Raw genomic sequence first — 14,779 nt, forward strand, 5'->3', positions numbered from 1 at the left:
CGCACGCCCGGCAGGCGAACACTTCCGTCGGGCCCGTCGGGCGGCTGACCAGCGCGGATCTGTCCGACTACAGTGGCCCCGCGCGGTGCTCGGCGCGGTCGGGCGGCCGTACGCCGTGCCCGTGCGGCGTGTCGCCGAGAGTCTCGCGGTGGGCGGCGCGTCCGTCCGACGCCCGCCGGACAGGTGCCACCGGGTGCCCGGAGCACCTGCCCCCGGTCGATCTGGTGACCTGTCCACCCGACGACCTGTCCACCCGCCGGTCCGGGCCCGCTGCCCGACCCTCCGGCATGTCCACGCGGCCACCTCGCGGCGCGACCTGGAGATCTTGGCGAGTTGTCGTTCGGACGGCACGGAAACTCGCCAAGATCTCGCGAGGGTCGGCGCGGCGTCGGGCTCAGGCCGGCGGGATCCACCGCTACGGCGGCAACCACACCACCCGCCCATCCGCCCCGGGCGACGGCCGGGGTCCAGCGAGCAGGAGGCGACGATGGCGTCGGGCACCGACGTGAGAGCACGGCCCGCCGAACCGGCGCGGACGCCGGCCACCCCGAGGCGGCGCTGGCTGGTGCCGGCGCTGCTGGTGGCGGGCTGGCTGGCCGGGGTGGCCTGGCGGATGTGGCTGGCCCGGCACGTCACGCTGCCGATCGCGCACACCGACGAGGACAGCTACCTCAACACCGCCCGCGCGCTCGCCGGCGGCCCGGGCGGCTTCAGCAGCGAGAACGGCCCGCTGCGCCGGGTCGGCTACCCGATGTTGATCTCGCCGGCCTTTCTCGGCGACCGGGGCTTCACCGACAGCTACCGCCTGGTGCAGCTGATCAACGCGCTGGTCAACGCCGCCGCGCTGCCGCTGGCGTACCTGCTCGGCCGTCGGCTGCTCGGGCTGCGCCGCTCGTACGCCCTGGTCGTCGCCGCCGTCGCGGCGACCCTGCCGGCCACCGCCTTCTACGCCCAGGTCGCGATGATCGACGCGGTGCTGGCCCCGTTGGTGCTGGCCTGGCTGCTCGCCGTGCACCGTTGGGTGTCCCGCCCCGGCCCGCTGGCCGCCGCGGCGGTCGGGACGCTGGTCGGCGTGTTCCACCTGCTGCACTCGCGCGGCCTGGTCATCGTGGCGGTGCACGCCGGGCTGGTCCTGCTGCTGTTCGCCCGCCGCCGGGCCACCGCAGCACAGGTGCTCGCCGCGGTGCTGCCGGTGCTGGCCCTGGCACTGGTGAACGAGGCCGGCATCCGGTGGCTCGGCGACCGGGTCTACCTGCTCGGGAACCCACCGGATGGCGGGACCGTCCGGGCGGTCGCCTCCGGGCAGGGCCTGCTGCGGCTCGGCGCGGCGGTCGCCACCCAGCTCTGGTACCTGGTGGTGATCACGTTCGGGCTGGTCGGGATCGCCTGGGCGGCCGCCGTCCGCGAGCTGCGCCGCCCGCAGCACGACGCGGCCGTCCGCTGGACGCTCGGCGTCGCGCTGCTCACCAGCGTCGGGGTGGCCGGCGGGGCGTCGGTGATCCTGGCCGGCATCACCTCGAAGCCGTTGGACGCCATCTACGGCCGGTACGTGCAGATGCTCGCCCCGTTCTGGCTGCTGGTGGGGGCGGGGGCGCTGCTCACCGTGACCGGGCGGGCGCTGCTGCGCCGGGCCGCCGTCGCGGTGGGGCTGCTGGCGGCGGGCGCGGCGCTGATCGCGGCCCGGCTGGCGTACGTGGCGAGCCGCGGCCACGAGCTGCGCTACGGCGGGTTCGGCGCACCCGACCTGATGGCGCTGACCGGCGGCTGGCGGGAGTTCCGCCCGTTCACCGGCGCGGCGGTGGGCGTCGCCGGCTGTCTGCTGCTGGTCGCCGCGACCCGCCGGCCCCGGCTGCGCACGCCGGTGCTCGCCGCGCTGGTCGCGGTGAACGTCGCCACCATGGCGGTGATCACCGACCGGCTGATCCGGCCGGTGGCGGCGGCCACCGTCCCCACGCCGCGCGTCGCCGACCTCGGCGTCCGCCCCGGCGAGCGGGTGTACGCCGCCCTCGGTGTGCACTACACCCTGCGCTTCAACCTCAGCCACCAGGTGACCTGGACCGACGTGCGGTGGTTCACCGACCGGCCGCCGGCCGCCGCCGACGTGGTCTTCACCCGGTGGGCGCCCGGCGAGTCGGACGACTGGGACGGCGCCCGGTACGGCTTCGTCCGCCTCGGCGGCAACCCGGAGCAGCACTGGGCCGCCTGGCGGCGCGACTGAGCCGATCGCGTCGCCGCGCCGGTCGTCCGGCCCCGGCGCACCGGACCTGGCGGGTGAACGGCGGATGACATATCGGTTGCCATCCGGCGGACAATTGTCGAATCACCGCCTACGGCGATCGTCCCGATCCAGGGAAATGGGGATGATCTCAATTTCCTGCCCGTCGACCTCCGCCCGTCGAGGTGTTCCCTCGACGAATCGGAACCGCCGGTTCATCCGCCGTACGACCGTGTTGTGCGCCAGCACCTCCCCGTCGAGCCGGTCGAGGGCGAGCACGTCGAAGGCGTGGTCGACCGCCTCGCGCATCACCTCCAGCCAGGCGGGCAGCGTCTCGCCCCGCGCGGCCAGCCCCTCGGCGTCGAGGTAGAACCCCCAGCCGGCGGTACGCGGGCCGTCCAGCCGCAGGTCGAAGAAGGTCACCACGCCGCAGGGCACCTGCTCGCGGACGTACACCAGGACCTGCCGGGCCGGGTCGGCGCGGACCTGTGACCACCAGGTGGCGTGCTCGGCGGGGGTGATCTCGTGCCTGGTCGTGCTGACCTGCCGGTTGATGTCCTGATTACGCCAGGACAACATCAGGTGAACGTCGTCGTCGGTCGCTTGGCGGAGCATGCCGGCTCCCTTTCCGTTCGATTCCGGGTGGCTCCGGAACCCTACCGGGGAAATGTCGTGGACAATTTCCGGGCGCTACACTCCGCCGCATGGACGAATTGAGTCGCGCGCAGATCCGCGACCTCATGGCGCAGGTGCTGGCCAACCAGGGCAAGGCCCTGCCCGACGACGACGGCACCGACCTTCGCGAGATCGGCTTCCGGTCGCTGGACTTCTCCGAGCTGGCCCTGCGGGTGGAGGACGAGACGGGTGAGGAGCTCAACTTCGACGCCCCGGGACTGCGCCGCATCGCCACGGTCGGGGACGTCCTCGACTTCCTCGTGACCCTCCAGCGCCAGTGACCGTCGCGACCAACGGCCCGGCGACGCCCGGCGCGGAGGTCGCCGGCCTGGGCAACCGGCTCGTCGTCGCCGGGGCCGCGCTGACCTGGCGGGAGCTGGCCGAGCCGGCGTTGCCGTCGCCGGGCGCGGTGCTCGCGTACGGCTCCGCCGACGCCCTGGCCGCTGCCCGGCACCACGCCACGTACGGCACCGAGCTGCTGCTCACCTCCGCCGGCCGGGTGGACCGGGCGATGCGCGACGAGCTGCGCGGGGCCGGCTTCACGGTGACCGAGCTGGCGGCGGGCGAGGCACGGGCCGTCGCGCCGGAGCGGGAGCGGCCCGCCGAGCCGGGCCGGCTCTGGTTGCTCACCTCCGGCTCCACCGGGCGCCCCAAGCGGGTCGGGCACACCCTCGACTCGCTGACCACGGTGCGGGGCGGGCAGCCGGAACGCACCTGGCTCTGCCCGTACGCCCCCGGCACGTACGCCTGGTGGCAGGTGGTGACCCTGTCGCTGACCCAGCCGGGCCAGCACCTGGTGGTCGTAGACCCCGACGAGCTGGACGACTGGCCGGCGCTCGCCGCCGCGCACGGGGTGGACGCCGTCTCCGGCACACCGACGTTCTGGCGCCGTACCCTGCACCGCGACGGCGCGGCGTTGGCCCGGGTGCCGCTGCGTCAGCTCACCCTCGGCGGCGAGCCGGTCGACCAGGCCGTCCTCGACCGGCTCCGGGAGGTCTTCCCGGCGGCCCGGATCTCCTGGATCTACGCCTCCTCGGAGGTCGGGGCGTCCATCGTGGTGCACGACGGCCGGGCCGGCTTCCCGGTCGAGTGGCTCGACCGGGCCACGCCCGGCCGGCCGACGCTCTCCGTCGACGGCGAGGAGCTGGTGGTCACCTCGCCGCACCACGGTGCCGGCCTCGACGGCCCGGTACGCACCGGCGACCGGGTGCAGGTCGTCGACGGCCGGGTGCTGATCACCGGCCGGCTCGACTCCGACGAGATCAACGTCGGCGGCAGCAAGGTCTCCGCCGGCCTGGTCCGCGACGTGCTGTCCGCCCACCCGCAGGTGGCCTGGGCGCGGGTCACCGGCCGCCGCGCCCCGCTGCTCGGCCGGATGGTGGTCGCCGAGGTGGTGCCGGCCGCCGGCCCGGCGCCCGAGGAGGCGGCCCTGGTCCGCTGGTGCGCCGACCGGCTCCCCGACCACGCGGTGCCCCGCCGGGTCCGCCTGCTGCCCGAGATCCCCGTCAAGGAGACGTTGAAGAGCGATGTCTGACACCCCTGTCGTTCCACCCAGCACCGTCGTCCTCGTCTCCGGCGGGTCCCGGGGGCTGGGGCTGGCCATCGTCACCGACCTGCTCGCCGCAGGGACGAAGGTGGCGGCGTTCGCCCGTACCGTCACGCCGGAGTTGGCGCAGCTGGCCGCCGAGCATCCCGACCGGGTGCACGTCGGCGCGGTGGACGTCACCGACCTGCCCGCCGTCCAGGCGTTCGTGCGGGAGGTGGAGCAGCGGCTCGGCCCGGTCGACGGGCTGGTCAACAACGCCGCCGTCGGGCAGGACTCGATGCACACGCACACCTCCACGGCGGACCTCGCCCGGATCGTCGAGACCAACCTGACCGCGCCGTTGCAGCTGACCCGCCTGGTCGTGCGCCGGATGCTCGGCCAGGGGCGGCGCGGTCGCATCGTCAACGTCACCTCGATCTGCGCGCAGCGCGGCTTCCCGGGGCTGGTCGCGTACTCGGCCACCAAGGGCGGCATGGACGCGGCCACCCGCTCGCTGGCCCGCGAGCTGGGCGGCCGGCTGCTGGTCAACGCGGTCGCGCCGGGCTTCTTCGCCTCGGAGATGTCGGCCGTGCTGGGCAGCACCCAGCTCGACCAGATCGTCCGCCGCACCCCGACCGGTCACCTCACCGAGCCGGCGGAGGTGGTGCCGGTGGTGCGGATGCTGCTGCGCGAACAGACCAACATCAACGGCCAGGTGATCGTGGTGGACGGTGCGGCCTCCGTCTGAGCCGGCGCTCGCCGCGCGCCGGCCGGGCTCCGTCGCCGGTCCGCGACCGGTGCCGGCCCTGCTGGGCGCCGCCGAACGGCACCTGCGGGTCGGCACGCCGGCCGAGTTGGCGTACGCGGTGACCCGCAGCCACCTCGGCGACGGACGCTGCGTCGGCTGGTACGGCCCGGCCACGCCCGGCTGGCGGGTGGCGATCGACGCCGAGCGGGCGGACGCCGAGATCCCGCCGGCACTGGCCCGGCGCTTCGGGCGGGCCGACTTCTGGGCCCGGTGGACCCGGGCGGAGAGCCTGTGCAAGCTGGCCGCCGTGCCGGTGGCCGCCTGGTGGCGGCGGCACGGGCTGGCCGTACCCCCGGACACCCCGGCGGTGTGGCGCACCCTGCGGATCGACGACCTGGTGGTGACGGTGGCCTTCGCCCCCTGACCGCCGCCGGGCCCGCGGTGCGAGCGGGCCCGACGGCGTCGGCGTCAGATCAGGTCCCAGCTGAGCGGGGTGCCGCGCGGGACGTCGACGGTGAAGGTGCGACCGAGCACGGTGTCGATCTGCACCGGTGGCAGGCCGCCGGCCGGGCGGATCGAGCGGACGTTGCGCGCGGTCACCGGGTCGCCGGCCCGGACGTCCTCGACGACCCAGAGCGACCGGCGGAAGCGCAACCCCTCCCGCTCGGCCGGGGTCGGGCCGACCCGGGTGCCGCCGAGCGCCGCGTACGCCCGCTGCGACTCCACGACCAGGGCGGCCAGCTCCGCCGGGTCCAGCGAGAAGTCCGAGTCCACCCCGCCGTCGGCGCGGTCCAGCGTCACGTGCTTCTCGATGAAGCAGGCGCCCAGCGCCACCGAGGCGACCGGCACCCCGATCCCGGGGGTGTGGTCGGACAGGCCCACCGGCACGCCGAACAGGTCGGCCAGCACCGGGATCCGGCGCAGGTTGCTGTCCGCCGGCGGCGCCGGGTAGGAGGCGGTGCAGGCCAGCAGGACGATGCCGCCCGCGCCGGCCTCCCGCGCGGTGCGCACCGCCGCGTCGATCTCGGCGACCGTCGCCATCCCGGTGGAGATCACCAGCGGCTTGCCGGTGCCGGCCACCAGCCGGATCAGCGGCAGGTCGACCAGCTCCGACGAGGCGATCTTGTACGCCGGCGCGTCCAGCTCCTCCAGCAGCTCCACCGCGGTCGGGTCGAACGGCGACGAGAAGACGGTCAGCCCGCGCTCCCGGGCCCGCGCGAAGATCGGCCCGTGCCACTCGTACGGGGTGTGCGCCTGCTCGTAGAGGCGGTACAGGTTCTGCCCGCCCCACAGCTCGTGCCCGCCGGAGATACGGAAGGCGGGGGTGTCGACGTCGATGGTGATCGTGTCCGGCCGGTACGTCTGGAGCTTCAGCGCGTGGGCGCCGCTGGCGGCAACGGCGTCCACGATCGCCAGCGCCCGCGCCAGGTCCCCGTTGTGGTTGCCGGACATCTCGGCGACCACGAAGGGCCGCTCCCCGCCCCCGACCAGGTGCGGTCCGATCTTCACTGTCGACGTCATGCCCGACCTCTGTTCGCTGTGCGTCCGCGCTCAGGCGCGGTCCTACCGGTGCCGTCCGTGGACGACGGGAAAACCAGGGCGCCGGGAGCCGGACCGGCTCCCGGCGTCAGGGTGTGCCGACGGAGGTCCCTCACCGGGTGCGGCGGGCGGCCAGCACGTCCGGCCGCGTCACGGGGTCGGCGTCCGGAGCGGGCGCCTCCACGGCGGTCCCGGGGGCGGCGCCCGCCCGTCGTGCCGCGCCGGCCAGCCGGTGGGCCCGCCGCAGCGCCGCGTACGCGAGGTAGCTGTCCCGGCCGACCAGCCGGTGCTTCAGTCCGGCCACCCCGCCCGGACGCGGGTAGCCGCCCTCCGGCAGGTGCTTACGGTACTGCTCGGCCACCCGGCGGAAGAAGGCCCGGCGCAGGTGCGGGTGCAGCCGGTCGTCGTTGCCCACCACCACCAGCATGTGGTTGACCATCAGCCCGAACAGCTCGGCGTGCAGCCGCGGGTCCGGGTGCCGCCGCCGGACCCAGTCCAGCAGCCGGTCGTACTGGTCGAAGGCGTCGAAGTGCCGGCCGCTGCGGGTGGAGGTGATCGCGCCCTGCCGGCCCTGCCGGTAGAGGTAGCAGACCCGGTCCAGCACGGTGATCTTCTCCGCGCCGATCAGCAGTGGGTGGCTGAACGGGATGTCCTCGTACCAGCCGGGGTGGAAGCGCAGTTCCAGCTCGTCCAGGAACGCCCGGCGGACCACCTTGTTCCAGGCGGTGTGCTGTACCCGCAGCAGCTGCGGCCGTTCGGCCAGCCGCACCACGTCCGGCGTCCCGCGCAGCAGCGGGCTGCTCGCGTCGACCTCCCGCCGGCCGTCCTCGTGCACCCGCAGGTGGTCCACGAGCAGCACGTCGGGGTGGTGCGCGCGCAGTCGGTCCAGCACCGCGGGCAGTGTGCCGGCGGGCAGCCAGTCGTCGCTGTCGACGAACCAGACGTACGTTCCGGCGGCCACCTCCAGGCCGGCGTTGCGGGCCGGGCCGAGGCCGACGTTGCGCGTCAGGTGCACCGTGCGCACCCGCGGGTGGGCCGCGGCGTACGCGCGCAGCAGCTCACCGCACCGGTCCGGCGAGGCGTCGTCGACGGCGACGATCTCGACCGCGTCCCGCTCACCGGCCGGGACGTCCGTGCGGATCGAGTCGAGGCACTGGTGCAGGTACGCCTCGACCCCGTGGACGGGCACGACGATGCTGAGCAGCGGGACGGGTGCGGACTGGTTGGCCACGCCGCCACCCTGGTGCACCCGGGTGGACGGGCACGGAACCTGACGTATCCGGCGGAGATGGAGTTACTGAACAGCGCCCGGACGGCGGGTTAACGGCTCAGGATGCGGCGTACCGGCGCGCCGACCACCCGCTTCACCCGGGCCCGCAGCCGCTGCTCCTCCAGCTCCCGCATCCGCCCGTTCAGCTCGGCGTTGCGGTCGCGCAGCCACTGGACCCGTGTCAGCAGGTCGTCGGTGGAGGTGGCGGCGGCCGGCCGGACGGCCGGCGGGAAGGCGGTGGCACGGACCTGTTCGTCGAAGCGGGCGGTGGCGTCGCCGTCGTCGAAGGCGTTGCCGAGCCGGTGCTTGGCGAGGAAGGCCGCCATCGTCGCGTACCGGGCCCGGTGCCCGGCGTGCAGCGCGGTGTAGTCGGCCTCGGCGTAGAGCTGGGCCGCGTCGACGTCGGCGGGCACGTCCTTCATCGCCCGGTGCGGGATGTCGAAGTAGCGGGCCAGTTCCAGGGTGCGGGAGTCGTGCGCGAAGAGGTAGCCGGGGGTGCCGGCGACCAGTGCCGTGATCGTGCCGTGGATGCGGGTGCCGAAGGCGAAGTCGAAGCCGGCGAGGTAGTCCATCCAGGTCCACGGGTCGCAGAACATCCGCACCTTGTCCTCGACGAAGAGCGGGTGCGAGGTGTGGATCGGGATCGGGCTGGTCTTCCCCCGGTGCTCCGGGGCGTCGCCGTAGAGCAGGGTGCCGAGGGTCTTCAGGTCCTGGGGCAGGTAACGCAGGTTCGGGTAGCGCCGGTGGTGCGAGGCCACGATCTTCGCCATCGACTTGACGTACGGGGAGATGGTCAACGCGACCCGGTCGTCGGTCGTGAGCGCCGGCTTGGTCTTCTCGACCGCGATCCGGTCGCCGTGCAGGAACATCGACGGACAGCCGATCACGTCGACGGCCGAGAATCCGAGCGTCCGCAGGTAGCGTTCGGTGATCTCGCCGCGGACACCGACGCTGGGGGAGCGATCGAGGACCGCGCGCATGAACCGGCCGACCACGTCGTCGATCGGGCGCAGGTACTCCCGGTCGCCGGCGAGGTCGGTCTGCACCCCCACGCCGAGCACCACCACGGGGATCTTGAGCTTCTCGATCAGCCGGGTCATCAGCTCGACGCGGTGGGCGTAGCTGCGCCGGAATGCGTTCGCCAGCGGTACGACGTAGACGTCGTACCGCTCGTTGATCATGTCGGCCTCGCGGAGGTCGATTCGGAACGCGGTGGGCGTGATCTCCGCGGTGGTCGTGCTGAGCAGCTTGTGGGCGGCGTGGCTGAACACCAGGTTGCCGTTGTTCTCGCCGATCCAGTCGCCCTCGTACGCCTCCTCCGGCGAACGGACGTCGAAGGGGCCCTTCCTGGCGCGCATCAGGATCCGCTGGTGCATCTCGCTCCGTCCCTCGTCCGCCGGGTGGGGCCGCCGATCGCCTCGCGGCCGGGCGGGGACGTCAGCGGTGGGTTCCGGAATATTAGGACAACGGCCGGCTTCCGCACACCCGACACTGCTCGGCGCGGCCCCCCCCGGCCGGGACGGATCGACCGCCCGAGCCGGTAAGGTGCCCGGGCGGTGCACGTCAGGGCGCCGGGTCGCGTCGCCCGATGGCGGCCGGAGAGGGAGTTGGTGCGGGTGAGCGTGGCGACGGTCGGGTGGCCGGCATGACGAGCGCGGTGAGCGTGGCGGTCCCGGGCGCGGCCAGCCGGCTGCCCTCGCTGACCGGGCTGCGCTGGGTGGCCGCGATGCTGGTCTTCGGCTACCACGCCGGCACCATGCGGATCGTCGGCGACCCCGATGCCAAGGCGGTGGTCGACGGGGTGTTCACCCTCGGCCTGTCCGGGGTGCAGTTCTTCTTCATCCTCAGCGGCTTCGTGCTGGTCTGGTCGGCGCGCGACGGCGAGCGGCGGCGCGACTTCTGGCGCCGGCGGCTCGCCAAGATCTACCCGAACCACGTACTGACCTGGGCGGCGGCCCTGCTGGTGATGTGGTGGTTCGCCGACCCGGTGGTGCCCCGCGCGGCCCTGGAGAACCTCTTCCTCGTGCAGGCGTGGGACCCGACCCCGGGCTACTTCTACAGCATCAACACGGTGAGCTGGTCGCTCTCCTGCGAGCTGTTCTTCTACCTCTGCCTGCCACTGGTGCTGCCGGCGCTGCGCCGGGCCCCCGCCGGTCTGCTCTGGGCGGTGGTGGTGGCGGTGCCGCTGCTGATCGTGGCGCTCTGGCCGGGGCAGCTCCTGGTGCCGAAGGAGAGCACCTGGTGGTTCACCCAGATCTTCCCGCTGGTCCGCTCGACCGAGTTCTGGCTGGGCGTGGCTGCCGCCGAGCTGCTGCGGCGCGGCCGGTGGCGCGGGCCGGCCCTGCCGCTGGCCAGCGCCATCTTCGTGGCCACCTGGGTGGTCGCGGCACAGTGGATCCGGGCCGAACTGTGGGCAGCCATCCTCTCCGCCGCGTACGTCCTGGTGATCGCCGCCGCGGCGGACGCCGACGTGCGCGGGCGGCGCTCGCCGTGGCGGCATCCCCGGCTGGTCTGGCTCGGTGAGGTGTCGTTCGCCTTCTACCTGGTGCACGTGCTGGTGATGGTCACCGTGCTGCGGGCCACCGGGCATCTCGGGGTCGGGCTGCCCGGCTGGTGGGGCCCGCTGGTCGTGCTCGGCTTCCTGGCGGTCAACCTGCTACTCGCCGCACTGATGCACCGCTGGGTCGAGATGCCGATGATGCGCCGCCTCGCGCCCCGCCGCCGCCCGGCGCCCGCCGGTCCACCGACCGCCGTCGCCGGTCCGGGCGACACCGCGCCCCCGGTCGCTCGTGCCGGCGCCACCCCCCGGCCCCGGTCCGTGGCCACTTCGCCGCCGCGGCCGGCCGTCGGCGAGGCGCCCGCCGGCCGACCCGTCGAGTACGCACACCGGCACGACCCGGCCTAGCGGTCTCCACGGTGGCCGGTGGCGGACGCGACGTGCCGGCCAGGGTCCACTCGCGGCGGATGCCGCGACACGCCCGGCGCCGCTGCGCCCGGGTGGCATCGGCGGTAGCGTGGAACCGTGCTCCCGGTCGCGCTCACCAGTCCTCTGTGGTGGGTGGCGCGCTGGAGTTCCCGACTGCTGACCGGCCTCGCCGTGGCGCTCGCGCTCTCCCTCGGTGGCTCCGCCGTGCCGGACGGGGTGGCCCTGCCGGCCGGTGCGGTCCCGCCCGCCGCCGCGTTCCTCGCCGGTCCCTCGGCGCCCGCCGCCGTGGCGCCACCGGTCCGGCACGCAGGCGTGGAGCCTCTGGTCCGGCCCGTGGCCGTGCCCGCCGGCCCGGCGTACCTGGCGCCTGCCGCCGCGAGGGCCCCGGGCTGCGGGTCCCCCGCCGCGGCGCCAGGCCGGGACGTCCGTGGCGCGGTTCCGGCCCTCCCCGACGCCCCGCTGGTCGCGCCCTGCGCCGCCGAAGGGCCCGGTGTCGACGCGCCGGGCGGCCCGGCCGCCCCGCAGCCGCACGCGCCGCCCGCCCTGAGCGGGTCGTCGCCGGCCGGCTCCGGCCCGCGCGCGCCGCCCGCCGGCTGACCGCCGCGCGGCGACGACCCGCGACCACACGCCCTCCGACCTCACCCCCGCATGCGCCCCTGGGCCCAGTCGCCCGTCGCGTGGTGCGGGCTCCTCTTCCGCGTCCCGCTCCCGGGAGGTGCCCACCGTGAACACCGTCCTCTACCAGTTCCTGATCGAGGTCCCGACCGCTGCCGCCATCTGGTCGGCGCTGCTCGTGCTCGCCCTGACCGTGCTCACCGTGCTGGTGGCCCGCCCCGAGCGGGACCGCCGGTCCGACGAGGCGGCGGCCGAACCGGCCCCGGCCGACGTCGCCGTCGAGGCGGCCGACCTGCGCCGGTACGCCGAGGAGGTCGCCGTCGCCGCGTCCGGCGCGGCGCAGACCGCCCGCCGCTGGCGCGAGATGTGGCTGGCCGCCCAGGAAGAGGTGGACCGGGCCTGGTCGGCGTACGACGAGGCGGAGTCGGCCGCCCGCCGGTTCGCCGGGGCCGGTGCGCTGCCCGTCCCGCGCACCCCGCGTACCCCGGCCGAGTACGCCGCCCGGGAGCGCTGGCTGCACCAGGCGGCGGTGGTCGCCCACTGGCGGGGTGAGCTGCCGGTGGAGCGGCTGCGGGACGTCTTCGCCCACCGCGACGGCTGGGATCCCCGGCGGCACCCGGTCGAGCAGGAGGTGCTGCTCGCCCGGGCGGTACGTGACAGCCGGCGGGACGACTACCGGCGGGCGGTCGCCCGGGAACGGTCGGCGTGGCGGGACGCCGATCTGGCGGCCGACGCGGCCCGTGCGCTCGCCGCCGAGGCGTACGCGGCGGCGCAGCGGCTGCGCCCCGGTCGGGTGCCCGCCGTGCCCCGGACCGCGCCCTCGGTGGCGCCCGCGTCCTCGGCGGCGCGGTTACGGCCGGCCCGGGTCGGTTGAGCGGCGGAGAGCGCCGAAATCGTTACCCGGAATTCGGTGAGCCCGGTCACGGCCGGCGGGAACCGGACTCTGGTGACAGAGCGTGACAGTGGCGTCGGTGCGTCGGGGAAGTGTGGTCGCGGCTGTCCGGTTGTCCCCCGCCGGTGCCCGGACAACCGCTTGTCCCATTGAGTGACGTCAGTGCAGAACTGCACGGAAATTGCTCGTCTTGATCAGGTTTACGCAGCTCGGAGCGCTTGGCGAGGCGCATACCGACCAGTACTGTCACTTCGGTCCGGCGCGGTTCCCGATCGCACAAGGCGACGCCGCGTCGACCCGCTCAATCGTGGATTCCACGAACCGGGGACCCATGCACCACTGGGGTGAATCCGCGGGCCACGGCCCGTGGTAGGGCGATCTTCCCGCCCGAATCCGTCAGCTAACCCGGTAGGCGGCGTCGGAAGGAGTTCCATCCTCGTGCAGCACCACACCATCCCTGCCTCGGTACCGGGGTGCATCCGCCGGTAGGTCGCGCCGTCGCGTCCTGAACTCCGGCATCCGCCCCCGACGCCCGGTCGCCCGGGCGCTCCCCCCGCCGAGCGGCCTGAGATCCCCGATCCGCGTGTGACGCCCCGTCACGCGCCGGTCCGGCGTGCCGCTCCCGCCCTCGTACCGTGGAGGACACGTTGAAGCACCACCTGAAGCGGCAGTTGCGGCGCCTGGCCACCGAGCGCCCGTACCAGGTCGTCGCCGGCTCCGCCGCAGCCCTCCTGCTGGCCTCCGGCACCGGCGCCCTGCTCGCCGGCACCGACGAGTCGCCGGCCCGCCAACAGGCCCCGGCCGCCGTCGCCGAGGCGGCTCCGCGCCTGGCCGACGTGGCCACCCGCTCCCAGGCCCGGGTCGCCGCCACCACCCCGGCGGCCAGCCCTTCGCCTTCGGCGAGTGCCACCAGGTCGGCCAGCCCCCCGAAGGCCAAGGCCGACCCCGACGTGACCCGCAAGGCGGCCCCGAAGCCCCCGTCGTCGAAGGTCCTCGACTACGACTACCAGGCCCAGTTCACCTACTACACCTGCGGTCCGGCGGCGGTGCGCAACGCGCTCAGCGCGGCCGGCATCGAGCGGACGCAGGACGAGCTGGCCGGGCCGCTCGGCACCACCGAGATGGGCACCAACTCGGCGCAGGACACCACCCGGGTGCTGAACCAGGTCGTCAAGGGCGACCCGTACCGGACCCGGATGTTCGCCGGCACCCCGAGCTCCGCCCAGATCGACCAGCTCCAGGCCGACATCGTCGCCGCGGTCACCGCCAAGCGTGGCGTGGTGGCCAACGTGGCCGGCACGGCCACCGACACCAACGGCGGATGGCACTCCTTCCCGGGTGGCCACTACGTCGCCGTGGTCGGCTACCGCGACGGTGGCGAACTGGTGCGGGTCGCCGACTCGGCGGACCCGAACCTGCCGGAGTACTGGATGACCACGATCGACCTCGCGAACTGGATCGCCACCCGCGGTTACTCCGCCTGATCCCGCGCGTACGCCACGGGCGCCGATCCCCTCCGGGGGACCGGCGCCCGTGCGCGTCCGACCGCGCTTGCCTGGCCGTCGTGGTGGGCATCCTGGCACTCGCGCCGACTGTGCCGGCGATGGCACACTGCGGCGCATGGACGACGACTCGGGCCGCGGACCGGTCCTGGTGCTGCTGCACGGCATGGGGGCGACCGGCGAGGTGTGGCTGCCCTGGGCGCCGCTGCTGGAGGAGCGCTGGGCGGGCCGCTGGCTGGCGCCCGACCTCGCCGGCCACGGGCACGCCCCACCGCTGGCGCGGTACTCCTTCGCCGGTCTGGCCGACCGGGTCGCCGACGGGCTCGCCCGGCTGGGCGACCGGCCGCCCCGGCGGCTGGTGCTGCTCGGTCACTCCCTCGGCGGTGTGGTCGCGCTGGCACTGGCCGCCCGCGCCGGTGGGCTGCCGGTCGACGCCGTGGTCGGGCTCGGCATCAAGGCGGTGTGGTCCCCGACCGAGCTGGCCAAGGCCGGTGAGCTGGCCCGACGCCCGGTGACCTGGTTCGCCACCCGGGACGAGGCGGCTCGCCGCTACCTGCGGGTGGCCGGCCTGACCGGCCTGTTCGCGCCAGAGGACCCGGTGGTCGACGCGGGACTGCGGCGGGTGGACGGGCGGTGGCGTCTGGCCATGGACCCGGCGGCCTTCGCGGTCGGCCCACCCGACCTGGCGGCGCTGCTGTCGGCCACCGACGTGCCGGTGGTGCTGGCCCGGGGCGAGCACGATCCGATGGTCACCGACGCCCAGCTCGAGGAGGTCGGCGTGCCGGTGGTGACCCTGCCCGGCCTGGGCCACAACGCGCACGTCGAGGACCCGGCGGCGGTGCTCGCGCTGCTCGACGCGTACCGCTGAGACG

14 protein-coding genes and 1 riboswitch are annotated in these 14,779 nt (G+C 74.8%); of the genes, 10 read left to right on the top strand and 4 right to left on the bottom strand.

What is annotated here, in order from left to right; genetic code table 11:
* Positions 1-487 precede the first annotated feature (487 nt).
* Entirely contained in the window at positions 488-2,218 is a 1,731-nt protein-coding gene (locus tag GA0070560_RS18960) for a hypothetical protein (protein ID WP_091299375.1), read from the top strand.
* Between the two features lie 102 nt (positions 2,219-2,320).
* On the opposite strand, the gene GA0070560_RS18965 is transcribed toward GA0070560_RS18960, so the two are convergent.
* Positions 2,321-2,830 carry a GNAT family N-acetyltransferase gene (locus tag GA0070560_RS18965; RefSeq protein WP_091299379.1) on the bottom strand — a complete coding sequence of 170 codons (510 nt, stop codon included), beginning with the start codon at positions 2,828-2,830 and terminating at the stop codon, positions 2,321-2,323.
* Positions 2,831-2,919: 89 nt separating this feature from the next.
* On the opposite strand from GA0070560_RS18965, the gene GA0070560_RS18970 reads away from it, so the two are divergent.
* From GA0070560_RS18970 to GA0070560_RS18985, 4 genes are read left to right on the top strand one after another with little or no spacing between them, the layout of a single operon-like run.
* A complete protein-coding gene (locus GA0070560_RS18970) occupies positions 2,920-3,171 on the top strand; it encodes an acyl carrier protein (RefSeq protein ID WP_170839479.1) in 252 nt (83 codons plus the stop codon).
* Complete coding sequence (locus GA0070560_RS18975; RefSeq protein ID WP_091299382.1) at positions 3,168-4,424, top strand: AMP-binding protein; 1,257 nt, start codon at positions 3,168-3,170, stop codon at positions 4,422-4,424. The genes GA0070560_RS18970 and GA0070560_RS18975 overlap by 4 nt, the downstream gene beginning before the upstream one ends.
* Positions 4,417-5,163, top strand: a complete 747-nt coding sequence (locus GA0070560_RS18980; protein WP_091299386.1) for an SDR family NAD(P)-dependent oxidoreductase — start codon at positions 4,417-4,419, stop codon at positions 5,161-5,163. Before GA0070560_RS18975 ends, GA0070560_RS18980 begins: the two co-directional genes overlap by 8 nt.
* Positions 5,147-5,587, top strand: coding sequence for a hypothetical protein (locus GA0070560_RS18985; protein ID WP_245675589.1), 441 nt, complete (start codon positions 5,147-5,149; stop codon positions 5,585-5,587). Before GA0070560_RS18980 ends, GA0070560_RS18985 begins: the two co-directional genes overlap by 17 nt.
* Before the next feature lie 44 nt (positions 5,588-5,631).
* Here GA0070560_RS18985 and pseI read toward each other — a convergent pair whose 3' ends face one another.
* The 3 genes from pseI to GA0070560_RS19000 form a co-directional block, all read right to left on the bottom strand.
* Positions 5,632-6,684: a pseudaminic acid synthase gene (gene pseI, locus GA0070560_RS18990; protein ID WP_091299390.1), complete on the bottom strand. Its 1,053-nt coding sequence runs from the start codon at positions 6,682-6,684 to the stop codon at positions 5,632-5,634.
* Positions 6,685-6,814: 130 nt separating this feature from the next.
* A complete protein-coding gene (locus GA0070560_RS18995; RefSeq protein WP_245675590.1) occupies positions 6,815-7,933 on the bottom strand; it encodes a glycosyltransferase family 2 protein in 1,119 nt (372 codons plus the stop codon).
* A gap of 89 nt (positions 7,934-8,022) precedes the next feature.
* Entirely contained in the window at positions 8,023-9,348 is a 1,326-nt protein-coding gene (locus GA0070560_RS19000; RefSeq protein WP_091299393.1) for a polysaccharide pyruvyl transferase family protein, read from the bottom strand.
* Positions 9,349-9,617: 269 nt separating this feature from the next.
* On the opposite strand from GA0070560_RS19000, the gene GA0070560_RS19005 reads away from it, so the two are divergent.
* The 5 genes from GA0070560_RS19005 (at position 9,618) to GA0070560_RS19025 (ending at position 14,775) form a co-directional block, all read left to right on the top strand.
* Positions 9,618-10,877, top strand: a complete 1,260-nt coding sequence (locus GA0070560_RS19005) for an acyltransferase family protein (protein ID WP_091299647.1) — start codon at positions 9,618-9,620, stop codon at positions 10,875-10,877.
* Positions 10,878-10,994: 117 nt separating this feature from the next.
* On the top strand, positions 10,995-11,495 hold the full coding sequence (locus GA0070560_RS29130; protein WP_211565911.1) for a hypothetical protein: 501 nt from the start codon (positions 10,995-10,997) through the stop codon (positions 11,493-11,495).
* A gap of 127 nt (positions 11,496-11,622) precedes the next feature.
* Positions 11,623-12,387 (top strand): hypothetical protein, encoded by a 765-nt coding sequence (locus GA0070560_RS19015; RefSeq protein WP_245675591.1) that lies wholly within the window; start codon positions 11,623-11,625, stop codon positions 12,385-12,387.
* A gap of 306 nt (positions 12,388-12,693) precedes the next feature.
* Positions 12,694-12,835: riboswitch (cyclic di-AMP (ydaO/yuaA leader) on the top strand.
* A 205-nt stretch (positions 12,836-13,040) separates the two neighbouring features.
* Positions 13,041-13,889: a C39 family peptidase gene (locus GA0070560_RS19020; protein ID WP_170839480.1), complete on the top strand. Its 849-nt coding sequence runs from the start codon at positions 13,041-13,043 to the stop codon at positions 13,887-13,889.
* Positions 13,890-14,025: 136 nt separating this feature from the next.
* Positions 14,026-14,775: an alpha/beta fold hydrolase gene (locus GA0070560_RS19025; protein ID WP_091299400.1), complete on the top strand. Its 750-nt coding sequence runs from the start codon at positions 14,026-14,028 to the stop codon at positions 14,773-14,775.
* Positions 14,776-14,779: the final 4 nt, after the last annotated feature.

This window comes from Micromonospora halophytica (assembly GCF_900090245.1).
Classification (GTDB): domain Bacteria; phylum Actinomycetota; class Actinomycetes; order Mycobacteriales; family Micromonosporaceae; genus Micromonospora; species Micromonospora halophytica.

Excerpts from the sequence above, each read along its gene's own strand:
- GA0070560_RS18960 (WP_091299375.1), top strand. The coding sequence starts at position 488 with ATGGCGTCGGGCACCGACGTGAGAGCACGGCCCGCCGAACCGGCGCGG.
- GA0070560_RS18965 (WP_091299379.1), bottom strand. The coding sequence starts at position 2,830 with ATGCTCCGCCAAGCGACCGACGACGACGTTCACCTGATGTTGTCCTGG.
- GA0070560_RS18970 (WP_170839479.1), top strand. The coding sequence starts at position 2,920 with ATGGACGAATTGAGTCGCGCGCAGATCCGCGACCTCATGGCGCAGGTG.
- GA0070560_RS18980 (WP_091299386.1), top strand. The coding sequence starts at position 4,417 with ATGTCTGACACCCCTGTCGTTCCACCCAGCACCGTCGTCCTCGTCTCC.
- pseI (WP_091299390.1), bottom strand. The coding sequence starts at position 6,684 with ATGACGTCGACAGTGAAGATCGGACCGCACCTGGTCGGGGGCGGGGAG.
- GA0070560_RS19000 (WP_091299393.1), bottom strand. The coding sequence starts at position 9,348 with ATGCACCAGCGGATCCTGATGCGCGCCAGGAAGGGCCCCTTCGACGTC.
- GA0070560_RS19005 (WP_091299647.1), top strand. The coding sequence starts at position 9,618 with ATGACGAGCGCGGTGAGCGTGGCGGTCCCGGGCGCGGCCAGCCGGCTG.
- GA0070560_RS19025 (WP_091299400.1), top strand. The coding sequence starts at position 14,026 with ATGGACGACGACTCGGGCCGCGGACCGGTCCTGGTGCTGCTGCACGGC.